This window comes from Streptomyces sp. NPDC002306, assembly GCF_053593435.1.
The window spans coordinates 20,675-41,715 of the sequence record NZ_JBSFCK010000004.1 but is presented as its reverse complement, the minus strand read 5'-3'; the positions used below and the strand labels follow the sequence as shown (position 1 = coordinate 41,715).

The following is a 21,041-nucleotide window of genomic DNA, read 5'->3' as shown; positions in this document are numbered from 1 at the left end:
CACGTCGACCCGCAAGGCCCGTACAGCCGGAGGCCGCACGGTCGTTCATGTCAGTGTCCCGTCCACCGCGGGGTGCGGCGCTCGGCGAAGGCGGTCACGCCCTCGCGTGCGTCGGCCGACGCCGTCAACGTGCCCAGTATCTCGCGCTGTACGGCGAAGGCGTCGGCCTCCGGCACGCCGTCGGTGGCCCGTACGAGGCTCTGCACCGCGGCCAGCGCGAGCGGGGCGTTGCGCGCGAGCCGTTCGGCGAGTCCGAGGGCGACGGCCACCGCTTCGCCGGGCTCGGTGACCCGGTTGACCAGGCCCAGACGGCCGGCGCGGGCACCGCTGACCGGCTCGCCGGTGAGCAGGAACTCCATCGCCAGGTGGTACGGGACACGCTTGGGGAGCCGGATCACGCCGCCACCGGCGGCGATCAGGCCGCGCGTGACGTCGGGCAGGCCGAACGTCGCGTCCTCGGCGGCGACGATCAGGTCACAGCCCAGGGCCAGTTCGAGCCCGCCGCCCAGGGCGGCCCCCTCCACGGCGGCGATCAGCGGCTTGGTGCGTGCGGCCTCGGTGAGGCCGCCGAATCCGCGGCCCGGGACCGCGGGCGACTCGCCGCGCAGGGCTGCCTTGAGGTCCATGCCCGCGCTGAAGGTGCCCCGCGCCCCGGTCAGGACGCCGGCGCGCAGCTCGGGGTCCGTCTCCAGTTCGTACAGCGCGGCGGTCAGGGCGGCGGCGACCGCGGCGTTGACCGAGTTGCGTGCCTGTGGGCGGTCGATCGTGATCAGCAGAGTCGAGTCGACCCGCTGGACACGCACGTCGTGGGTGCGCATGGCTTCTCCTACGGCATTCTGCGGCTCAGCGGAGGGCCGCCAGTTCGGCGAGCACCTCCGCGGTGTCCTGGCCGGGGACGGGGGCCAGGCGGCGGATCGAGCCGGGCGTGGCGGAGAACTTCACCGGGATCCCGATCGTGCGGACCGGGCCCTCGGTGGGATGCTCGCGTGTTTCGAGGAGGTGGCCCTCGCGGACGTAGGAGTCCTCGTACGCGTGGTCGAGCCGCAGCACGGGTGCCATCGGGATGCTGTGCTTCGCGCACACCTCGGCCCACTCGGCCGTCGTCAGCGCCGGGGCGCACTCGCCGACCAGGTCGGACAGGTCGTCGAAGTCGGCCGCGTCGAGGGTGGGGCCGTTGACGCGCGGGTCGGCGGCCAGGTCGGGACGGCCGGCCGCGGCGAAGAAGTCGCGGTAGTTGGACGGGTTGTAGGGGATCACGGCGGCCAGACCGTCCTTGGTCCGCCGCGCCCTGTGCTGCTCGGACAACGACCGTGCGTAGCCCGTGGGGCCCGTCGCGGGCTCGAAGGTGTGTCCCGCGAGATGCTCGACCAGGTTGAACGCGATGAGCGTGTCGGCCATCGGGATCTCGATCTGCTGGCCGTGTCCGGTCCTGTCCCGGTACAGCAGGGCGGCGAGCACGCTGTAGACGATGGTCAGACCGGAGACCTTGTCGGCGAGGATGCTCGGCAGGTAGAGCGGCGCACCCAGCGCGCGGTCGGCGATGTCGACGAGCCCGGAGGCGGCCTGCACGGTCTCGTCGTAGGCGGCGGCGTTGGAGCGGTCGGAGTCGCCGCGGAAGCCCGCGGCGTGCGCGTAGACCAGGCCGGGGTTGTCGGTGGCGAGGTCTTGGTAGGTCAGGCCCAGGCGGGCGAGCGCGCCGGGCCGCATGTTGGTGATCAGCACGTCGGCGGTGTGGATGAGGTCCAGGGCCTGGGCGTGCTCGGCCTCGTCCTTGAGGTCGAGGGCCACGCTGCGCTTGTTGCGGTTGACGTTGAGGTGCATCGGGGTCATGCCCGGCGTGGTCCGGTACGCCCCCACATGCAGGGAGTCTCCGGGAGACTCGATCTTGATGACGTCGGCGCCCAGGTCTCCCAGTATCTGGGCCGCGTACGGACCCATGACCACGGTGGAGAGGTCGATGACCCGCACGCCGTCGAGCGGCCCAGGACTGTGTGTGTCCGCCATTGTCGCGTCCTTTCGTGCCGTGGTGGGCTTCTACCAGGAACGCTAATAGAAATGCGCGAAGAACGGAATTATCGTATTGCTGACATCGCTGTGACCGTGGCGGTCACGCCGACGGCGCCCTCGAAGTCCGAAAGGACAGCCGGAGGAAATGGGGGCTGGAATTGCCCGCCCGGCTCAGAGATGAAACGGTTCGGCGAACACCTCGCGGGCCGTTGCGATGAGTTCGTCCAGGTCACCGCCCGTGGCGCGGTCGCGCCGCCAGATCAGGACGGTGTCCAGGCTGGGCTCGAAATCCGTGAACGGCAGGACTTTCGTGTTCTCCATCGAGTAGCCGTGCATGGGGTTCTCGGGGTCGAGCATCGACAGGTAGAAAGCCATCCCGCTGGAAACCACTTCGGCGATCCCGCTGTAGCCGGCATCGGTCAGCTTCATGCGCTTCTTGATCCCCCGCTCGGACAGTTCCCGGTCGAGCTGGTCGAAGTAGGCGGCTCTCACTTCCTGCGGTGCGACGACGAAACGGAGGTCGGCGAGGTCCGCCAGTGCCACCGAGTCCCGCCCGGTGAACTGGTCGGCGGGTACCACCGCGCCCAGCCGCTCGGTCATGACCGGCAGCACGTCCAGTACGGGGTCGCTGATCGGCAGTCGGGCCAGCGCGAGCGCGAGCCTGCCTTCGTGTACGCCGGTGACCAGCGCCTTGGAGGTGCCGGGCCAGCGCAGGAGCTCACACAGTTCGCAGGTGCGCTCGGCGAGGGTGCTGACGAGCTTCCTCAAGCTGGGATGGAGTCCGGTGGGGATGCCCACGAACATGGTGCTGTGCCCCGACCGGGTGGCCTCGCGCAGCCGCCACGGAATGCAGTTGATCTGCTCCATCACGTCCCGCGCGATCGGGAGCAGGGCCTCGCCCGCCGGTGTGAGCGTGACGCTGTGCGTGTCACGCTCGAACAGCCGATGGTCGAGCTCTCGCTCCAGGTCCTTGATCCGCTGGCTCAGTGGTGAGGTGGCCATGTGCAGTCGGCGGGCCGCCGCCGAAAAGTTCAGCTCCTCGGCGACCGCGACAAAGTAGCGCAAATGCAGCATCTCCACACTGACACGTTAACCCGAACCACGAGGTTCCGAGGGGTCGCACGTCAGTGCGGAGATCGGTGCGGAGAGGCGGTACGAAGACCGGTGCGGAGAGGCGGTGTGGAGGCCGATGCGGCGAGCGGTGCGGCGCACCGGTGGGCGGCCGCACCGGGCTGATCGCGGGCGTCAGCGCAGTGCGACCTCGCCGGCCTCGACGGCGCGCAGGGCACGCGCCACCGTCTCCTGGCTTTCGCCGACCGGAGCCACGTAGCCGATGACGTCACGCGCGGCGTCCTCTCCGACCGTGCGGGTGATCACCCAGGTGGCGAGGTACTGGGACGCCAGGCAACCGCCCGCTGTCGCGATGTTCCCCTCGGAGTGGAACGCGGTGTCCAGCACGGTGACGCCGGCGGCTTCGACGAACGGCCGGCTCTTGATGTCCGTGCACACCGGCATGGAGCCCAGCAGACCCAGCCGGGCGAGCACCAGCGCGCCGGAGCACTGCGAACCGATCAGCTGACGCGACGGGTCGAGCCGGAGCCTGGAGATCAGCCGGTCGTCGGCGACCACGTCCCGCGCCTTCACGCCACTGCCGATCAGCACGACGTCGGCCTCGGTCACGAACTCCATCGGGCGCTGGCCGGTCACCTCGACGCCGTTCATCGACGTGACCACCGGCGTCGGCGTCGTGATGAAGGCCTCCAGACCGTCCTTGCGGCACCGGTTGATGAGCGCGGAAGCGATGAAACTGTCGAGCTCGTTGAACCCGTCGAAGGTGACGACGGCTACCTGCATCACAACTCCTCCAAGTGCGGCGTCGGATCCCCAGTCTCCCCGGCGCGATGTCCCGGGATCGAGGGCCAATCAGCGATCGGTGGCATCACCGCCGCCGCCACGTGGAGGGGAGCGCCGTGCGCGCACCCGTCGGGGACCGGGGCCGACGGCTGCCGGCGGCCTCAGCCGCGCGGGGCGTCCGTGTCGCGCAGAGACGCCAGCACCGGGCCGTACATCCGTGCCTTGATGGTGCCGAGTGTGTCCCCGGCCCTGCCCAGATGGGCTTGGGCGGTCTCCACGGCCGTGGAGAGCACGGCGTCCTCGGCGACCGCCTCGTCGACGATACCGACGGCCGCTGCGTCCGACCCGCCGTAGCGGTGAGCCGTGAGCATGGCCCTGTGCGCGGTCTGCGGCGCCAACCGGGCCTGGATCAGGGCGGACATGCCAGGCGTGAAGGGGATGTTGATGTCGGCCTCGGGCAGACACCAGAAGCCGCGATCCGCGCGCATCACGCGGAAGTCGTGCGCCAGGGACAGCATCGCGCCGGCGGCGAAGGTGTGGCCCTGGAGCGCCGCCACGGTGATCATCGGCAGGGACAGCACGCGAGCGAAGAGCTCTTGCACGGAGACGATGTAGTCCTCGTGCTGGTCGGCGTGGGCGGAAAGCCAGTCCAGATCGAGGCCGTTCGAGAAGAACTTGCCCCTCGCGGCGGTCACCAGGGCGCGTGGCCCTGTCGCCTTCTCCACCTCGTCCAGGGCCGCCTTGACGGAGGCGAGCCAGTCGGGGTGGAAACGGTTCTCCCCGTCTCCGAGGTCGAGCACGAAGACGTTGTCCTGGCGGTCGAGGGTGGGCATGTGCGCTCCTGTCCGGGTTGCGTGGTCCTGCGGGAAGGGTGGGATCGTGCGGTGGGCCGCTGTGGACGTGCCGTGACTCCAGCGGGCGGGCCGTCGGGATGGGGTGCGGTGACGCTGTGCCCGACATACCCCTCCCGCCCGGTCCGGAACAGGGGCCGGAGGGGAGGACGGGCAACGGCACCGTGCCGACTCATCGCGCGGGTGGTGCCGTCGACTCCTTCTGCCGGTTCCTTTCGTCACCGCCGCGTGAGCCGCCTGGCCGAGCAGTCATGGGAGGTCGTCGCGGCCTGTCAGCCTACCCACCGCGGGGGCGCGTTCCCCGGGTCCCACGCGGTCGCAGGCCTGCCGTTGCTCAAGACGGACGATGACGACGGGCGGCTCGCCGCGGCGACGCCCGCGGAGCGGCACGCCGGCCGCCGGCTGCCGTGCTCCTCACGCCGCCTTCGCCTCCGTCGTGCCGGGGATGGCCCCCTGGGCGCGCAGCCGCGCGACGTCCGCGGGGCGGAAACCCAGCTCGGCGAGGATCTCGTCGTTGTGCTCGCCCAGGTCGGGGGCCCGCCGCGCCGGGACCTTCGGTACCCCGCGGAGGGTGAGGGGGCTGTTGACGGTGTACTCCAGCCCGTCGACCCCTTCCAGCGGCACGACGATGTCGTTCGCGCGCAGTTGCGGGTCCCGCGCGGCCTCCTCCGGCGTCTGGATGAGGCTGTAGTTGATGCGTTCCCGGCCCAGGGCTTCCTTCCAGTGGGCGAAGGGCTGCGCGCCGAACTCGGTGTCGAGCAGTTCGCTCAGCGCCGCGGCGTTCCTGGCGAAGCTCTCGTAGTCCGTGAAACGGGGATCCTCGGCCAGTTCGGGGCGCCCGACGGCCCGCGCCAGGGCCGGCCAGTGCACGGACGAGGTCGCCAGCATCACCCAACGGCCGTCCGCGGTCCGGTAGGGGTTGGTCAGCGCGTTCACCGGGGCGGTGCGGTCGTGCAGCTCGAACGGGGTGCCGTCGGCCAGGGCGCCGGCCACGAGTGTTCCCGTGGCCCAGACACCCGTGGCGAGCAGTGACGTTCCGACGTCGGCCCCTAGGCCCGTCCGCTCGCGGCGGTACAGGGCGGTCACGATCGCCGCGTAGATGGCGATAGCCGACGTGTAGTCACCGCTGCCCCAGACCGGTACCGTCGGCGCACCTCCGGCGTCCCGGGTGGAGGCCAGGAGTCCGCTGCGCGACCAGAAGGCGGTCAGGTCGAAGCCCGGCTGCCCGGCGTCGGGACCTGCGTCCCCGAAGCCGGTGAGGTCGGCGTAGACGACGCGCGGGTTCCAGCTCGCGACCTCCTCGTAGCCGAGGTGCAGCTTCTCGCGGGTGCCGTGCGGGAAGTTGGTGATCACCACGTCGGCCCACTCGACGAGACGCTGGAGAACCTCGGTGGTCGCGGGGGACTTCAGGTCGATGACCATGCCGCGCTTGTTGCGGTTGGCCAGGTGCCAGCCGTAGTTGGCCTGCGCTCGGGGGCTGGGCGGGACGAAGCTCAGCATCCGCTGGGGGTCGCCCCGTCCCGGCGGCTCGATCTTGATGACGTCCGCTCCGAAGTCGGAGAGTACGGTCGCCGCGGCGGGTCCCGCGATGTAGGTCGCCGCGTCGAGGACCTTCAGGCCGGTGAAGACGGATTCGGTGGTCATCGCGTCACCCCACGAAGGCGCTGTGGCCGGTGATGGACTTGCCGACGATGAGCGTCTGCATCTGGTGGGTGCCCTCGTAGGAGTAGAGGGCCTCGGCGTCGGAGAAGAACCGGGCGATGTCGTACTCGAGGAGGATGCCGTTGCCGCCGAAGATCTCGCGGCTCCAGGCGACGACTTCACGCATACGGGCCGCGACGTACTCCTTGGCGAGTGCGGACTGCTCGTCGCGGAAGATGCCCTGGTCCTGAAGCCGGGCCAGCTGGACCAGCATGCCCCACGAGGCGGTGATGTTGCCCAGGCTTTTCACCAGGAGGTCCTGCACCAGCTGGAACCCGGCGATCGGACGGCCGAAGGCTATGCGCTCCTTGGCGTAGTCGAGCGCGAGCTCGTAGGCACCGATCATGACGCCCATCGACTGCCAGGCCACTCCGCTGCGCGTCTGCCGCAGGACCTCGCCGACGTCCCGGAATCCCTTGATGTTCTGGAGCCGGTTCGCCTCCGGCACATGGACGTCGGTCAGGGTGATCTCGGCGTTCTGCACGATCCGCAGCGCGATCTTGCCCTCGATCTTCTCGGGCTTGAAGCCGGGGGTGCCCTTCTCGACGACGAAGGCCTTGACCTTGTTGTCCTCGACGTCCCGGGCGAAGACCACGACGTAGTCGGCGAAGGTGGCGTTGCCGATCCACTTCTTGGCGCCGTTGAGGACCCAGGTGTCGCCCTCCCGCTTGGCGGTGGTGCGCATGCCGCCTGAGACGTCGGAGCCGCCGAGCGGCTCGGTCAGGGCGAACGCGCCGATCTTCTCCATGGTGGCCATGGCGGGCAGGAACCTGTCGCGCTGCTCCTGGTCGCCGCCGTAATAGATGGAATAGAACCCGAGCCCGTTGTGGACGCCGAAGAACGTGGCGGTCGAGGCGTCGACGCGGCCGAGCTCCGCGGCGAGTATCCCGCTGAGCAGGTGGCTGATGGCCGGCTTGTACTCGCCGTAGCCCTCGTAGGCCAGGGCGGACAGTCCACTGCTGCGGAACTTCTCGATGTACTCGAAGGGGAACTCGGCCTTGCCCCAGTACTCGTTGACCAGCGGCTTGATCTCCTTGCCCAGGAAAGTGCGGGCCTTGAGGAGGATCTCGTGCTCCTCCTTCGACAGCAGTGCCTCGTAGCCGTAGAAGTCGGCTGCCAGGTGGTCGTCCAGGGGTGCGACGGGGGTGGTGTTGGTGGTCATCTCAGTTCTCCTTGCTGTGCTCGGTACGGCGGACGTCTTCCAGGGCGGCCAGGACGGCGAGTTGCCTGCGGTCGCGGGCCTCGGCGAGTTCGGTGAACGGCGTGGAGGCGTATGCCTTCTCCACCGCCTGGATGAGTTGCTCGCGGTCCTTGGGGTCTTGCGAGGGCTGCCCGAGGGCCAACTGCTGCATGGACTGGCCGATGTGCGCGCTCATGTGGCGGTAGCCGCCGGGGCCGCCGCCCAGGTGCGAGCCGAGGAACGGCCCGACCGTGGACCAGCGGATGCCCAGGGAGTGGGTGACGACGGTGTCCAGGTCCTCGGGCGTCACCACGCCCTGCTGGACGAGGTAGACGGCCTCGCGGCTCAGCGCGCTCTGGAGCCGGTTGCCCACGAAGCCGGGGATCTCCCGGCGTTCGACGACGGGGGTGCGACCGACCGCGGTGTAGAAGTCGACGGCCGCCTGCACGGCTTCCTCGGTGGTGCGTTCGCCGGGTACGACCTCGACGAGCGGCAGCAGGTGGGGCGGGTTGAAGGGGTGCCCGATGAGGACGCGGCCGGCGTCTTCGAGCTCCGTGGTGAAGGCGGTCGCCGGGATCGCCGACGACGAGCTCAGCAGGAGCGCGTGCCCAGGGGTCTCCCGGACCAGCTGGTCGAAGAGCTGCTTCTTGAACTCGACGCGCTCAGGGCCGTTCTCCTGGACGATGTCCGCGTCCCGAACGGCCTCGGTGACATCGGCGGCGAGGTGTACGCGGTCGGCGAGCCCATCGGTGTCCAGTCCCTGGGCGGCCAGGTGCGGGGCGAATTCGGCGAGCGCTTCGTCGATCGCTTCCCGTAGGTCGGGGCGGGGATCGCTGACATGCACGGTGAGGCCGTGCGCGGCGAACAGTGCTGTCCAGGACAGTCCGATGGTGCCCGCGCCGATCACGGCGGCGGTACGGAATGGGCGCGTCACTGCGCGTCTCCCTTCAGGTAGTCGAAGACCGGCTCGACGGGGGCGAGGGTCAGGTCGGTGAGGATGTGGCTGGCGGAGACGACCTCCAGGACGGGCAGGTCGGCCAGCGGGGCGAGGGCGTGCGCGAAGAGCTGGAGCCGCGCGGGGCCGGTGTACGCCCACTTGACCACCACGTCGGTGATCTCGGTGCGCACCAGTTCCTGGAAGCGCAGGTCACCGCGGTAGCCCGGGACGGACTTGAGCATGAAGGTCGGCACGGTGATCTCGTCCCTGGCCGCGGCCGCGTCGAGCGGTCGCTGCTTGTAGCCCATGGTCGCGGTGGCGACGCGGAGGGTTCCGTAGTCGAGGGTTCCGACGAGCGTCGCGTCGTCGACGTACAGCCGGGGCGCGCCGATGACCTTCGGATAGGCGCTGGCCTCGCGGCCGGCGGCGGTCGCCGGGAAGTTGTCGAGGTACATCGCGTGCAGGTACTCGCCGCGCTCGCCCTCGAAGCCGACCTGGATCGCCTGTCCGGCCTCGGTGTAGGGGCCGAACCCCGTGACGTCGCCCATCTTCATGACCTCGAAGCGGACCAGCGGCTCGTCGATCCGAAGGGGTTCGGGGACGACGGCCCGCAGCGCGTCGGGGTCCGTGCGGTACAGGATGTTGAGGTACTCACGGTCGGTGAAGCGGTGGACCGTCGGCGTGTACGCCGGGCTGGTCAGCGGAGTGGTCAGGTGCTGTCGTACGTCTTCGATCCGCATGTCACTTCCCCGTCCACTGCGGAGCCCGGCGTTCGGCGAAGGCGGTCATGCCCTCCCGGACGTCGGCCGTGGCCATCAGTTCGCTCATCACCGTGCGCTGGGCGGCGAAGGCGTCGGTCTCGGGTGCGCCGTCCGCGGCCCGGGTGACCGCCTTCACGGCGGCGAGCGCGAGCGGCGCGTTCGCGGCCACCCGGTCAGCGAGCAGGAGGGCTTCGTCCACGGTCCGACCCGCGGGGACTACCTGGTTGACCAGGCCCAGCTCGCCGGCCCGGCGGCCGCTCACCGGCTCGCCGGTCAGCAGGAACTCCATCGCGAGGTGGTACGGGATGCGCCGGGGGAGCCGGATCACTCCGCCGCCGGCGGCGATCAGACCCCGCTTGACCTCCGGCAGACCGAAGTGCGCGTCCTGCGCGGCCACGATCAGGTCGCAGGCAAGAGCCAGTTCGAAGCCGCCCCCCATGGCCCAGCCCTCCACGGCGGCGATCAGCGGCTTGGTCCGAGCGACCTCGGTCACGCCGCCGAATCCGCGCCCCGGGATGTCGGGGGACTCGCCGCGCAGGGCGGCCTTCAGATCCATACCGGCGCTGAAGGTGCCGTCGGCGCCGGTCAGCACGCCGACCCGGAGCTCGGGGTCCGCCTCCAGTTCGTCCAGGGCACTCGCGAGGAGGGCGGCGACCGAGGCGTTGACGGAGTTGCGTGCTCGTGGGCGGTCGATCGTGATCAACAGGGTGGTGCCCGCCCGGTGGGTGCGCACCTCGGTGGTGACGAAGGAGTCCGTCATCGCCTCTTCCTTTCGAGTCGTGCTCGTCGTTCCTGATAGCGAATCTAAAGGAATGCGATGAGGGATGGAATTATCAAAAGGGGAAAGGCGGTGTGACCGCACCAGTCACACCGATTCTCGGAGCATTCTTCGCGGATTTTTTCGATGTTACGTCGAGCGATCGCGAAATAATTGACGCCTTGGGAGCAGCGGTCTCGCAGCGGTCTCCGGTCGATATTCACGGATCTAATCCGCTGGGATGGGGATGGAAATGTGGAAATAGATGTCACTGGAAATCGCCGCGGATTCCGTGTCGTGACCGGCGTCGTGAGACCTGGGCGATCACGCACACCGTTCTGTTGCCGCCGACCCGATGTCGATCTTCAGGCGGGGTGGGGGAGGGCCGGGTTCTCGCCAGTGACTACCGTTGCCTCGACATCGCACCGCACCGACCTCTGGAGATCCCCGTGCCCGTCCCCCTCGGCGAGGACGTGGTGGCGCTGCTGCGTCGCCCCAGCACCTGCTACCTCGCCACGACCATGCCCGACGGCTCACCCCAGCTCACCCAGACCTGGGTCGACACCGACGGCGAGCACGTCCTGATCAACAGTGTCGAGTCGCATCAGAAGACCCGGAACATCGCGCGGGACCCGCGGGTGGCGGTCGCCGTCGCCGATCCCGCGGAACCGGCGTCCTACGTCCAGATCCGCGGCCGGGTCGTGAGTGTGACCACGGAAGGAGCGGCCGACCACATCGAGGCGCTCGCGAAGAAGTATCTCGGCGGCCCCTACCCGTGGTTCGGCGGCCGCGACCAGGTCCGGGTGATCTACGTGATCCAGCCCGAACGGATCAGCAGCCCCCGCGGCTGAGTGCGACGGCCCGCCGCTACGGTTCGCGCCCCGTCGGCACGACAGGGCGCACCCATGGGCGAACGCGTCCGGGCAGGAACGCGTCGACGCGCGGGGCCGGCTGCCGCCGTCACGGCGAACGCACCTCCACCTCGCTCGCCGAGGGAGCTCAAGCCGAACCGCTGTTGGAACGCTACGGCGTGCGTACGGGACCGGCCGGTTCTGGGGTCACGTCTCGACGAGGCCCAGTTGCCGCAGCATGCCGAGTTCGTCGCTGCTGCCCCAGCGTTCGACGAGCTTCCCGTCGCTGTCGAAGCGGCTGATCTGCATGCCCCGGTAGCTCACCGTCCGGCCGGTCGCCGGATGCCCCCTCAGTTCTCCCAGGTGTGTCCCGGTGATGGTGTAGGCGAAGGCCAACTCGTCGTCGGTGGCCACCAGGTGCTCCACCTCGACGTGCAGGTCGGGGAAGGCGGTCCGCAACTCGCCGAACATCGCCTTGTACCCTTCCGGCCCCGGTCCCTGTCCGGGAGCCGGGTCGTGGTCGATCGAGCCGGGCGCGACGATCCCTTCGAGGACATCGAGGTCGCCACTGGCGACGGCCTCACCGAAAGCGGTCTGTGCGGCGATGTTCGTCTGCTGAGACATGGCTGCTCCCTGGGAGGCGTGTCGATCGTCCGGCCCCGCCACTCGGTTGCGGAATTCGCGCAATCGTGCCGTATTGCGACGGTACACCGGCCCCGTGACCCCGGCATGTCTGGCCTGGCCGTACCCCGGCGCTACTCGTCGTCCGACGGCGGCAGATCCTGTTCGGTCCAGAGTGTCTTTCCGGTGGGGGTGTAGCGGGTGCCCCAGTGGTGGGTCATCTGGGCGATGATGAACAGGCCCCGGCCGCCCTCGTCGTCGTTCGCGGCGTGCCGCAGATTGGGAGTGGTGTGGCCGATGTCGGAGACCTCGCAGATCAGGGTCCGGTCGCGGATCAGGCGGACCTGGATCGGGCCGCCGACGTAGCGGATGGCGTTGGTGACCAGTTCACTGACGATGAGCTCGCTGGCGAAGGCCAGGTCGTCCAGCCCCCAGTCGCTGAGCTGTTTGCTGACGGCGGTGCGGATGGTGGCCACGGCCGCCGGGTCCGGGGACACCTCCCACTGGGTGAACTGGTTCCGGTCGAGCAGGCGGGTGCGGGCCACGAGCAGGGTGGCGTCCTCGTCCACCGGCCCGGGCAGCAGGGCGGTGACCGCGCGGTCGCACATCTGTGCCAGCGTGGCCCGATCGTCGGAGAGGACGCGGGACAGTTGCGCGACCCCGGCGTCACGGTCGTCGGCCGCCTGGAGGAGACCGCCGGTGAAGAGGGCGACGAGACTGCCCGGCGGCAGTTCCAGTTCCGTGCTCTCGTAGGGCGGTCCGGCCATTCCCAGCGGCGGACCGGGCGGCAGCTTCGGGCAGCGGACGCCGTCCGTGTGCGGCCGGACGACCGCCAGCACCGTCTCCCCGGCCCGGGCCAGGCTGCACTTCCCCGAGACGGGGTCGTACACCGCGTACAGACAGGACACGGCCAGGGCCCGGTCGGCATGCGGCCGCAGCCGGGCGGGGCCGTGGCCGTGGCCGGCCTCGTGTTCGCGTGCGGTCTGTTCGACCAGGTCGTCCAGGCGGGACAGGAGCTCGTCCGGGCTCAGGTCCAGCCGGGCGAGGACCCGCACCCCCGTACTGAGGCGTCCCATGGTGGCCGCGGCGCGCAGTCCGTGCCCGAGCACATCGCCGACGACCAAGCCGACACGCGTGCCCGACAGGGGGATGACGTCGTACCAGTCGCCGCCCACCCCGGATCCGCTGTCGGCCGGCAGATAGCGGCTCGCCGAATCGACCGCGACATGGAGCGGCAGCCGACGCGGCAGCAGGCCGCGCTGGAGTTTGAGGGCGACGGTGTGGCCGCGGGTGACCACCGGCATCAACAGGAGTCCGATCAGCAGGGCGCCCAGGCCCAGGACGGTGACACCGCCCGTCCTTCCGATCAGCGGCAGGTCGACGGTGGTCGCCCCGTACCCGGGGTCCGCGTAGACGACGAAGGCGGCGTAGAGGAACAGCACGAGCATGATCAGCCCGCCGAGCCCGGGCAACACCCCCTTGAAGACCATGTCCTTGGTGCTGCGGGTGAGGACCTTGCGGTGGTACCAGATGCAGGCGAAGCCGGTCAGTCCGTACTGGAACGCGATCGCGAGGCCGATCGAGTCGATCGAGTCGGCGAGGACGTTCCTGCTGAACGACGTCAGCAGGATCAGCAGGGCGATCGAGGCCGCTCCCATGCCGACGGTCCCCCAGGTCGGGGTGAGAAACCTGCGGTGGACCCGGGCGAACCGGGGCGGGACGACCTTGTGGACCGCCATCGAGAAGACGGTTCTGGCCAGCGGCAGAATGGTGGTCTGGGCGGACGCCAAGGCGCTGGTCAGGACCATCAGGATCAGCATTTTCGACAGCAGCAGCCCCGTGCTCTGGCTCCCGAACACGGCCTCGCCCAGGCCGGAGAACACGTCGTCCGAGTTGGTCGCGTTGCCGAGTCCGATGCCCGAGGTGCCGACTCCGGCGAAGGCCTGCGCCGAGGTGGACACCAGCCCGTACATGATCAGAAGCAGCACGGTGGACATGACCGCGGCACGCCCCGGGATGCGGGTGCTGTCGATGGTCTCCTCGTTCACCGAGAACGCGGTGTCCCAGCCCCAGTAGATGAAGACCCCCGCGAGGAGGCCCGAGGTCAGGGCCTCCACCGAGGGCACCTCGAAGGGGTTGAACCAGGAGGCGGACACCTGGATCGTCATCGGGGACGGGCTCGTGTAGACCTTGACCAGCGCGGCGACGGCGAAGACGATCAGCATCGCCAGTTCCAGGCCCAGCAGCCAACGCTGGACCGCGGCCGAGATCCCGATGCCGACGTAGCAGACCGCGGTCAGCACGACGATCCAGACGATCCCCACCACGGTGGTCCACAGCCGGTTCTCCCCCAGTTCGTTCAGGCCCACCAACCGGAAGCTGTAGGAAGCGGCGATCTCGGCGAGATTCGCCATGACGAGGATGTTGGCGACGATGAGGCCCCAGCCGCCCATCCAGCCGGTGCGCGGTCCGAACGCGCGAGTGGCCCAGGTGAAGGTGGTTCCGCAGTCGGCGTTGCTCGCGTTGAGCTCCCGGAAGGCGTACGCGACCAGCAGCATCGGGACGAAGGCCAGCATGGTGACGATCGGGGCCTGGAGTCCGACTCCGGCCACGATGATGCCGAGCGTGGCGGCGAGGCTGTACGCCGGGCCGGTGGAGGACAGGCTCATGGCGACGGAGGAGAACATGCCCAGGGCATTGCTCTTGAGCCCTTTCCGACCGGCTCCTGTCCCGGGAGCGGGGCGGCCGGCGGGCATGGCGCTGCCGAAGAGCCTCACACTTGATTCCAACGCCGGGCCAGTCCCGTCGCAACAGCTCAGGGTGCGGCGGGAAGTCCGTCGGTCGCACGAACCGGTGGCACCGGTGACGCCTCTGTAGCCGCGCGGCTGTGCGGCCGCCGCGGTGCCGCCCGGCCCGGCGTCGGCGGAACGGCCCGCTGGGCTCCGAGGCCCCCCTCGGTCCGCGTGATCTCGTCGTCGCTCGCGCTCGCCAGGGCTGTGTGCAGCCGGGTCAGGAGGGGGAGGGCGTCGGTCGCGCAGTGGGCTTGCGCCGTGGGCAGGTGGGCCACGTCGGGGGGAAGGGTCATGCCCGCGCGGGGGATGGCGAGGACACGCATGCCCGCGGCGGCGGCCGAGCGGATGCCGTTCGGGGAGTCCTCCACGGCCACACAGCTGGACGGCGGGACGCCGATCGCGGCCGCTGCGCTCAGATAGGCGTCGGGAGCGGGCTTGCCGTAGGCCACGTCCTCGCCGCAGACGATGGCGGAGAGCCGCGCCGTCAGGCCCAGCTCCCGCAGGATCGCCCGGACATAGCGGCGCGGGCTGGCCGTGGCCACGGCCACGGGTCCGTGGCGTTCGGCTTCGAGAACGAGAGGGAGTGCCCCGGGCAGTGCCGGGACGCGGCCGGCGGCGCATTCGTCGGCGATCGCGGCCGTGCAGGTCTCGAGCACGTCGGCGGTACTCGCCCCGCCGTCGCACAGTCCGGCGACGTAGAGGGCCCAACCGCCGTTGCCGTGGAGCGCGGCGTCGTCCTCGGCCCGCCACCGGTGCCCGTGGGCGGCGGTGAATGCGGCGCACACCCGCGCCCAGGCTTCGCCGCTGTCGACCAGGGTGTCGTCCAGGTCGAAGACCGTCGCCTGGGGCACCCCCGTCACACCGTTGCCGGGGAGGACGGACGCAGCTCGCCCGACAGCTGCTCGATCGTGATCAGCGACAGATCGTGTTCGTCGGCGAAGGCCCGCAACCGGGCGGAGCGGGCGACGGACCCGTCGTCCTCGCAGACCTCGCTGATCACACCGACCGGTGACAGTCCCGCGAGGCGCAGCAGATCGACGGTCGCCTCGGTGTGCCCGCGCCGTTCCGCGATCCCGCCGGGGCGGGCGCGCAGCGGAAGCACGTGCCCAGGACGGATGAGGCGGTCGGGGCGGGCGCCGGGATCGGCCAGGGTCCGCAGGGTCGTCGCCCGGTCCGCGGCGGAGATGCCGGAGCCGACGCCGACCGCGTCCACCGAGACGGTGTACGCGGTCGCGTCGACGCCGGTGGCGGCCGGGACCATCAGCGGCAGGTCCAGCCGGTCGGCCACTTCCGGCGCCATCGGCGCGCAGATCAGTCCGCCGGTCCAGCGGACGAAGAACCCCAGGGTCGCGGCGGTCGCGAATTCGGCCGCCATGACGAGGTCGCCCTCGTTCTCGCGGTCCGCGTCGTCCACCACGATCACGGGCCGACCGGCCCGCAACTCCTTGACCGCGACCGCCACCGTGTCCAGGCCCGCGTCCGAACGCAGCACCGATACGTCGTATCCACCGTTCACGGGGAGTGCATCGGTGGCTGGACGAGCAACCTTGAGCGATACGTACGCCAAGTGGACGAGGAGCGGTCAGAAGCGGCTCGTCCAGGGCGGCATCGCAGGTGGGAGGCTGTTTGCGGTGGGTGCCCCCCGGCCGGTGCCTCGTCCCGGACCACCTCGGCGGGCTCCGGTGCGGCGGTGGCCAGTGTCCGTGCGATGTACGAGGAGTGGCCGTCACCCGTCGTGTCGCGAAGCCTCCTCCGGACACGATCCGGGAGCCGGACGGCGAGGAGGTGTGTCGGCCGGCTCGGAAGGCGGGCGGGAGTTGCGCTGGCGACCATACGCGGTATACATACTGAGTATGTCAATCCGTCATGGCCTGCTGTCCCTTCTCGAACCGGGGCCGCGCTACGGCTTTCAGCTCCGGAACGAGTTCGAGTCGCGTACGGGCTCCACCTGGCCGCTCAACGTCGGGCAGGTGTACACCACGCTCTCCCGTCTGGAGCGGGACGGGCTGGTGGTGCCCGCAGGCGAGGACGAGGGCGGCCACTCGCTCTACGCGATCACCGACACCGGGCGGGCCGAATTGCGGGAGTGGTTCGCCAGTCCCGTGGACCGCGCCAACCCGCCGCGGAACGAGCTGGCGATCAAGCTCGCGATGGCCGTCGGGTCCTCCGACGTCGATGTGCGTGCGGTCATCCAGGCCCAGCGCGTGCACACCATCACGGCGATGCAGGACTACACGCGGCTGAAGTCGCAGGCGCTCGAAGCGGCGACCCGGGGCGAGGATCGGACGGGCCGGGACGATGTGGCCTGGCAGTTGGTCCTCGAACAGATGATCTTCCAGGCGGAGGCCGAGGTCCGCTGGCTCGACCACTGCGAGACGCGGCTGACGCGACTCGCGGCATCGGCCGCACCGTCGGCCCCTTCGTCATCGGCCACCCCGCCGGCCGGCACGTCCACGACGGTGTCGGACCCGGGAACCGCCGACACGGCGGGGAACGACAGCGCCGACACGGCGGCCGCTCAGGGCGGGAGGCCGCGCGGCGGACTCAGGCGGTCCGCAACCCGCCGATAGCGCGATGGCGCCGACCGCGCCCGCTTGATCCGACGCCCCACTCGACGCCGCGGCCGGCGAGCGGCCCGGCGAGGGATCAGGTGCGCGGCCCGGCGGGGGATCCGACGCCCGGCCCGACGCCGAGGTCGACGCCAGGCCCGACGCCGCAGTCGACGCCAGGCACGTATCCGCCGCGTCGCCACCACACCGCCGCCACACCACCATCTCACCGCCCACGAGAACACCCGGGGCCGGTCGGTCGACCACCGCCCGTGCCCGAGCCATCCAGCAGGTCGCGAACCACCGGGGAAGAGAGCAGCTCATGTCCAGCCAGAACACATCGTCCACACCGCCGGCCCCGCTCGGACCGGGCCCGGGTGGATCCGGCGGCGGGGCCGCCGACGCCCCGGTACTGCTCCTCGAAGCGCTGACCCGGGTGCACGGCTCCGGAGCCACCGAGGTGCAGGCGCTGCGCGGCATCGACCTGGCCGTGTACCCGGGCGAACTCGTCGCCGTCATGGGCCCGTCGGGATCGGGCAAGTCCACGCTGCTGACCCTCGCCGGCGGGCTGGACCTGCCGACGTCCGGACGCGTGGTGGTCGAGGGCACCGACCTGACCCGCGCGAGCCGCAAGGAGATGGCGGCGCTGCGCCGACGCAGCATCGGCTACGTCTTCCAGGACTACAACCTGATACCCGCGCTCACGGCCGCGGAGAACATCGCGCTGCCCCGCGAACTGGACGGCGTCAGCAGCCGGTCGGCTCGCCGCGAAGCGCTCGCCTCGCTGGCGGAGATGGGCCTGGAGCAGCTCGCCGACCGCTTCCCCGACGAGATGTCCGGCGGCCAGCAGCAGCGGGTCGCCGTCGCCCGGGCCCTGGTGGGCGACCGCCGGTTGGTCCTCGCCGACGAACCGACCGGCGCGCTGGACTCGGAGACCGGTGACGCGGTGCTGGCGTTGCTGCGCAACCGGTGCGACGCCGGGGCGGCCGGCGTCCTGGTCACCCACGAGCCACGGTTCGCCGCCTGGGCGGACCGGGTGGTCTTCCTGCGCGACGGCACGGTGGTGGACATCACGCTGCGCTCTTCCGCGGAGTCGCTGCTGTCCGGGGGTTCGGCCCGGTGACCACCCCGACGAACAACGACCGCACCCCGCCCTTTGCTGCGGCTTCCCGACGCGTCCCGGCGGCCGGCCGGTTCCACAGCTGGCGGGTCGCCGTCCGGATCGCCCGCCGCGACGCCTGGCGTGCCAAGGGCCGCACCCTGATGGTGCTGGCGATGATCGCCGTACCGATCATGGGAGTCAGTGCCGCCGACATCACCATTCGCAGTTCGCAGCTGACCCGGCAGCAGACGATCACCCGTGAGATCGGGGCCGCCGACGCCCGGCTGGACGACGCGGGCCTGGGCCACCAGGCGGTGTTCCAGACGACGTCGGGCGACAGCACCCTGCCGGCGCGGCAGGCGGTGGACTCCGGCGGCCCGGCCGCTCCCGGCATCGCCCACGGCGCCGGTGACGCGGCCGTCGACCGCGTCGACCCCATGACCGGCGCGCCCCGGGGATCCCGGGCCATCACCGACGCGAACACCTACGCCGGCGTCCTGACGAAGTCCGGGATGAAGTACACCGAGGTCAGGGAGATGAACGCGGCGGACCCGATCGCTGCCGGGATCATGGACCTGACCCGGGGCCGTTTCGCCACCGTGCCGGACGAGATGATCGCGACCAACGCGTTCCTGGAGCACAGCGGACTGCACGTCGGATCCGACGTCCGGGCCTTCGGGCTGGACCGCACCTACCGCATCGTCGGCGCCTACGACCTGCCGAGCATGCTGAACGCCGATCAACTGGACGCCCTGCCAGGCGCTTTCATCGACGCGTACCACGCGGCACGCGAGGCGGCCGGTTCGGATCTCGGCACACCGCGGACGCCCTCCTACCTGGTCGTGGTTCCGGGCGACTTCACCTGGGACATGGTGCGACGCGCCAACACCCTGGGAGTGACGGTCCGTTCGCGAGCGGTGACGCTCGATCCGCCCGCCGACTCCGAGGTGCCGTTCAACCGCCTCGCGGGCCACGGCGAACGGCCGGCCGACGATCATCGAGCCGAGCTGACCGCCGCGGCCACCATCGCGGGCCTGGCCCTGTTGGAGGTCTGTCTGCTGGCCGGACCCGCGTTCGCGGTCGGCGCCCGGCGTTCGCGGCGCCACCTCGGGCTGGTCGGAGCCAACGGAGGCGACCGCCGGCACATCCGGGCGATCGTGCTCTCCGGTGGACTGGTGATCGGGTGCGCGGCAGCGGTCGTGGGCATCCTGGCCGGCGCCGTGCTGCCGCTGCTGCTGCGCACCACGTTGGAGGACTATGTCGGCAGCCGGTTCGGCGGGATCGTGCTGCGGCCCGCGGAACTGCTGGGCATCGCCGGGCTCGCGGTGCTCACCGGACTGCTCGCCGCGATCGTGCCCGCCGTCACCGCCTCACGGCAGAGCGTGCTTTCCTCCCTCACCGGACGGAAAGGGGTCAGGCGAGCCGGACGGGCGTTGCCGGTGGTCGGCTGCGCGGCGGTCTGTCTGGGAGCGGCGATCGCCCTCTACGGATCGCTGCACAGCGACAACTCCTACGTGGTGGCCGGCGGCTCCGCCATCGCCGAACTGGGCCTCGTGGCGCTGACACCCCTGCTCGTCGGAGGCTTCGGCCGGCTCAGCCGGTGGCTGCCGCTCGCCCCGCGGCTGGCGCTGCGGGACGCGGTGCGCAACCGCAGCCGTACCGCGCCCGCGGTGGCCGCGGTGCTGGCGGCCGTGGCCGGTACGGTCGCCGTCGCCACGTACACGGCGAGCCAGGACCAGCAGAACCGGGACCAGTACAGCGCGAGGGCGCCGAGCGGAGTGCTCGCCGTCAGCCTTCGCTCGGGCCAGGGCCTGGAGGCGGTGCGGCAGAGCGTGGACAAGCGCTTCCCGGTCGTGGAGCGGGCGGATGTCCTTCGGCTGGCGGCCGGTACCCGGATCTGCGATCAGTACAGTTCACAGCCGGGCTGCGGCGGTGTGGAACCGGTGACGCCCCAGGCCAACGAGTGTCCGTCCGACCCCGACAAGACCTTCAGCACCACGCAGTTGCGGTCCTTCGCGACCGACTGGCGGTGTCAGGGGATGGACGCTCTGCCGCCGATCGACGCGGAAGGGGGTCTGCTGGTCGGCGGTCCGCGGGTGCTGCGGGTACTGGGGATCGAGGACCCCGCGGCACAGCGGGCTCTCGCCCAGGGCAGGACGGTGCTGTTCAACCGGGCCTACGCCGACCACGGCTCCCTCAAGCTCCGGGTGATTCCCGACCGTTCGAAGACGGAGAGCACGATCACGACGCTGCCCGTGCTGCTGAGCAGTGCTCCGTCGTACGGGATCTCGGCGGTGGTGCCGGAGTCGGCCGCGCGAGCCGCGGGGCTGAAGTCGGTGCCACTGGGCGACCTCTTCGCGACCTCGCGGATGCCCACCGAGTCCGAGCAGCAGCAACTGACCGAGGACATCGCCAAGCTGGGCACCGACGCCGACGTCTACCTGGAACGCGGATACCCCGCCGAGAACAGCCTGATACTGGTGGCGTTGGCGATCTTCGCGGGCCTCGTGACGATCGGCGCGGCCGGGATCGCGACGGGGCTGGCCCAGGCCGACGCCGAGGCGGACCTTCGGACACTGGCCTCGGTCGGGGCCCCGCCTCGGGTCCGGCGGACCCTGTCCGGTTTCCAGTGCGGAGTCGTCTCGGCGATGGGCGTGCTTCTGGGGACGGCCGCGGGCATCCTTCCCGCCGTCGCGTTGCGGCGGACCGAGCGGCGGCACGCGCTGGATCTCGCCCGGCAGGGGTTGGACCAGGGTCACGTGCTCCTGCACAACTCCGTTCCCCTGGTGGTGCCGTGGACGACGATCGGCCTGCTGCTGGTCCTGGTGCCCCTGGGCGCGACACTGCTCGCGGCCCTGGTCACACGCTCCCGCAGCCACATGGGCCGCCGCGCCCAGGAATAGGAGGGCGGGCGCGGGGCGCGCCGCTCGGACAGCGGACGGGCGCCCCTGCCCGCACACACCTCCGTGGTGACGGGCGGGACGAGCAGGGGCGAGCCGTCGACCGAGAGCGCCGGCCGTACCGGCGCCGGTCGGCCGCGAGGGCGTCAGTCGTACCGGCGGCGGCCGTACTGGTGTC

The 21,041-nt window shown here is 70.8% G+C and carries 18 protein-coding genes; 4 read left to right on the top strand and 14 right to left on the bottom strand.

Features of this window, described 5'->3' with window-relative positions; translation table 11 throughout:
• Positions 1 to 50: 50 nt before the first annotated feature.
• The 10 genes from ACWCQK_RS10415 to ACWCQK_RS10370 all read right to left on the bottom strand — a co-directional run bounded on the left by ACWCQK_RS10415 (position 51) and on the right by ACWCQK_RS10370 (position 10,051).
• Positions 51 to 818 (bottom strand): crotonase/enoyl-CoA hydratase family protein, encoded by a 768-nt coding sequence (locus ACWCQK_RS10415; protein ID WP_451154015.1) that lies wholly within the window; start codon positions 816 to 818, stop codon positions 51 to 53.
• A gap of 25 nt (positions 819 to 843) precedes the next feature.
• Complete coding sequence (locus ACWCQK_RS10410; protein WP_451154013.1) at positions 844 to 2,004, bottom strand: CaiB/BaiF CoA transferase family protein; 1,161 nt, start codon at positions 2,002 to 2,004, stop codon at positions 844 to 846.
• Between the two features lie 174 nt (positions 2,005 to 2,178).
• Complete coding sequence (locus ACWCQK_RS10405; RefSeq protein ID WP_451154614.1) at positions 2,179 to 3,081, bottom strand: LysR family transcriptional regulator; 903 nt, start codon at positions 3,079 to 3,081, stop codon at positions 2,179 to 2,181.
• A 171-nt stretch (positions 3,082 to 3,252) separates the two neighbouring features.
• Positions 3,253 to 3,861, bottom strand: coding sequence for a DJ-1/PfpI family protein (locus ACWCQK_RS10400; RefSeq protein WP_451154011.1), 609 nt, complete (start codon positions 3,859 to 3,861; stop codon positions 3,253 to 3,255).
• A gap of 161 nt (positions 3,862 to 4,022) precedes the next feature.
• Positions 4,023 to 4,694, bottom strand: coding sequence for an enoyl-CoA hydratase-related protein (locus ACWCQK_RS10395; protein WP_451154009.1), 672 nt, complete (start codon positions 4,692 to 4,694; stop codon positions 4,023 to 4,025).
• Between the two features lie 432 nt (positions 4,695 to 5,126).
• Complete coding sequence (locus ACWCQK_RS10390) at positions 5,127 to 6,356, bottom strand: CaiB/BaiF CoA transferase family protein (protein WP_451154007.1); 1,230 nt, start codon at positions 6,354 to 6,356, stop codon at positions 5,127 to 5,129.
• A 4-nt stretch (positions 6,357 to 6,360) separates the two neighbouring features.
• Positions 6,361 to 7,575, bottom strand: coding sequence for an acyl-CoA dehydrogenase family protein (locus ACWCQK_RS10385; protein ID WP_451154005.1), 1,215 nt, complete (start codon positions 7,573 to 7,575; stop codon positions 6,361 to 6,363).
• Between the two features lies 1 nt (position 7,576).
• Entirely contained in the window at positions 7,577 to 8,527 is a 951-nt protein-coding gene (locus ACWCQK_RS10380; RefSeq protein ID WP_451154003.1) for a 3-hydroxyacyl-CoA dehydrogenase NAD-binding domain-containing protein, read from the bottom strand.
• Entirely contained in the window at positions 8,524 to 9,270 is a 747-nt protein-coding gene (locus tag ACWCQK_RS10375; protein WP_451154001.1) for an acetoacetate decarboxylase, read from the bottom strand. Before ACWCQK_RS10375 ends, ACWCQK_RS10380 begins: the two co-directional genes overlap by 4 nt.
• A 1-nt stretch (position 9,271) precedes the next feature.
• On the bottom strand, positions 9,272 to 10,051 hold the full coding sequence (locus ACWCQK_RS10370) for a crotonase/enoyl-CoA hydratase family protein (RefSeq protein ID WP_451153999.1): 780 nt from the start codon (positions 10,049 to 10,051) through the stop codon (positions 9,272 to 9,274).
• Between the two features lie 446 nt (positions 10,052 to 10,497).
• Here ACWCQK_RS10370 and ACWCQK_RS10365 point away from each other — a divergent pair, with 446 nt between their 5' ends.
• Positions 10,498 to 10,899: a PPOX class F420-dependent oxidoreductase gene (locus ACWCQK_RS10365; protein ID WP_451153997.1), complete on the top strand. Its 402-nt coding sequence runs from the start codon at positions 10,498 to 10,500 to the stop codon at positions 10,897 to 10,899.
• A 207-nt stretch (positions 10,900 to 11,106) separates the two neighbouring features.
• Here the strand turns inward: ACWCQK_RS10365 and ACWCQK_RS10360 are convergent, their stop codons facing one another.
• The 4 genes from ACWCQK_RS10360 to ribB all read right to left on the bottom strand — a co-directional run bounded on the left by ACWCQK_RS10360 (position 11,107) and on the right by ribB (position 15,828).
• Positions 11,107 to 11,523: an ester cyclase gene (locus ACWCQK_RS10360; RefSeq protein ID WP_451153995.1), complete on the bottom strand. Its 417-nt coding sequence runs from the start codon at positions 11,521 to 11,523 to the stop codon at positions 11,107 to 11,109.
• 131 nt (positions 11,524 to 11,654) lie between these two features.
• The gene (locus tag ACWCQK_RS10355) at positions 11,655 to 14,207 is read right to left on the bottom strand and encodes an amino acid permease (protein WP_451153993.1); all 2,553 of its coding nucleotides are present in this window, start codon (positions 14,205 to 14,207) and stop codon (positions 11,655 to 11,657) included.
• A 128-nt stretch (positions 14,208 to 14,335) separates the two neighbouring features.
• Positions 14,336 to 15,163, bottom strand: a complete 828-nt coding sequence (locus ACWCQK_RS10350; protein WP_451153991.1) for an HAD family hydrolase — start codon at positions 15,161 to 15,163, stop codon at positions 14,336 to 14,338.
• Between the two features lie 5 nt (positions 15,164 to 15,168).
• Positions 15,169 to 15,828: a 3,4-dihydroxy-2-butanone-4-phosphate synthase gene (gene ribB / locus ACWCQK_RS10345; RefSeq protein WP_451153989.1), complete on the bottom strand. Its 660-nt coding sequence runs from the start codon at positions 15,826 to 15,828 to the stop codon at positions 15,169 to 15,171.
• Between the two features lie 337 nt (positions 15,829 to 16,165).
• Between ribB and ACWCQK_RS10340 the strand changes: the two genes are divergently transcribed.
• From ACWCQK_RS10340 to ACWCQK_RS10330, 3 genes are all read left to right on the top strand, one after another.
• Positions 16,166 to 16,882 carry a PadR family transcriptional regulator gene (locus ACWCQK_RS10340; protein ID WP_451153987.1) on the top strand — a complete coding sequence of 239 codons (717 nt, stop codon included), beginning with the start codon at positions 16,166 to 16,168 and terminating at the stop codon, positions 16,880 to 16,882.
• Between the two features lie 301 nt (positions 16,883 to 17,183).
• Positions 17,184 to 17,984 (top strand): ABC transporter ATP-binding protein, encoded by an 801-nt coding sequence (locus ACWCQK_RS10335; protein ID WP_451153985.1) that lies wholly within the window; start codon positions 17,184 to 17,186, stop codon positions 17,982 to 17,984.
• 152 nt (positions 17,985 to 18,136) lie between these two features.
• Entirely contained in the window at positions 18,137 to 20,866 is a 2,730-nt protein-coding gene (locus tag ACWCQK_RS10330; protein WP_451154612.1) for an FtsX-like permease family protein, read from the top strand.
• Positions 20,867 to 21,041: the final 175 nt, after the last annotated feature.

Bases quoted from the DNA above. Each gene is read 5' to 3' on its own strand.
- ACWCQK_RS10415 (WP_451154015.1), bottom strand. From the start codon at position 818: ATGCGCACCCACGACGTGCGTGTCCAGCGGGTCGACTCGACTCTGCTG.
- ACWCQK_RS10410 (WP_451154013.1), bottom strand. From the start codon at position 2,004: ATGGCGGACACACACAGTCCTGGGCCGCTCGACGGCGTGCGGGTCATC.
- ACWCQK_RS10400 (WP_451154011.1), bottom strand. From the start codon at position 3,861: ATGCAGGTAGCCGTCGTCACCTTCGACGGGTTCAACGAGCTCGACAGT.
- ACWCQK_RS10370 (WP_451153999.1), bottom strand. From the start codon at position 10,051: ATGACGGACTCCTTCGTCACCACCGAGGTGCGCACCCACCGGGCGGGC.
- ACWCQK_RS10395 (WP_451154009.1), bottom strand. From the start codon at position 4,694: ATGCCCACCCTCGACCGCCAGGACAACGTCTTCGTGCTCGACCTCGGA.
- ACWCQK_RS10375 (WP_451154001.1), bottom strand. From the start codon at position 9,270: ATGCGGATCGAAGACGTACGACAGCACCTGACCACTCCGCTGACCAGC.
- ACWCQK_RS10355 (WP_451153993.1), bottom strand. From the start codon at position 14,207: ATGTTCTCCTCCGTCGCCATGAGCCTGTCCTCCACCGGCCCGGCGTAC.
- ACWCQK_RS10360 (WP_451153995.1), bottom strand. From the start codon at position 11,523: ATGTCTCAGCAGACGAACATCGCCGCACAGACCGCTTTCGGTGAGGCC.
- ACWCQK_RS10330 (WP_451154612.1), top strand. From the start codon at position 18,137: ATGATCGCCGTACCGATCATGGGAGTCAGTGCCGCCGACATCACCATT.
- ACWCQK_RS10385 (WP_451154005.1), bottom strand. From the start codon at position 7,575: ATGACCACCAACACCACCCCCGTCGCACCCCTGGACGACCACCTGGCA.
- ACWCQK_RS10340 (WP_451153987.1), top strand. From the start codon at position 16,166: ATGTCAATCCGTCATGGCCTGCTGTCCCTTCTCGAACCGGGGCCGCGC.
- ACWCQK_RS10405 (WP_451154614.1), bottom strand. From the start codon at position 3,081: ATGCTGCATTTGCGCTACTTTGTCGCGGTCGCCGAGGAGCTGAACTTT.
- ACWCQK_RS10390 (WP_451154007.1), bottom strand. From the start codon at position 6,356: ATGACCACCGAATCCGTCTTCACCGGCCTGAAGGTCCTCGACGCGGCG.
- ACWCQK_RS10335 (WP_451153985.1), top strand. From the start codon at position 17,184: ATGTCCAGCCAGAACACATCGTCCACACCGCCGGCCCCGCTCGGACCG.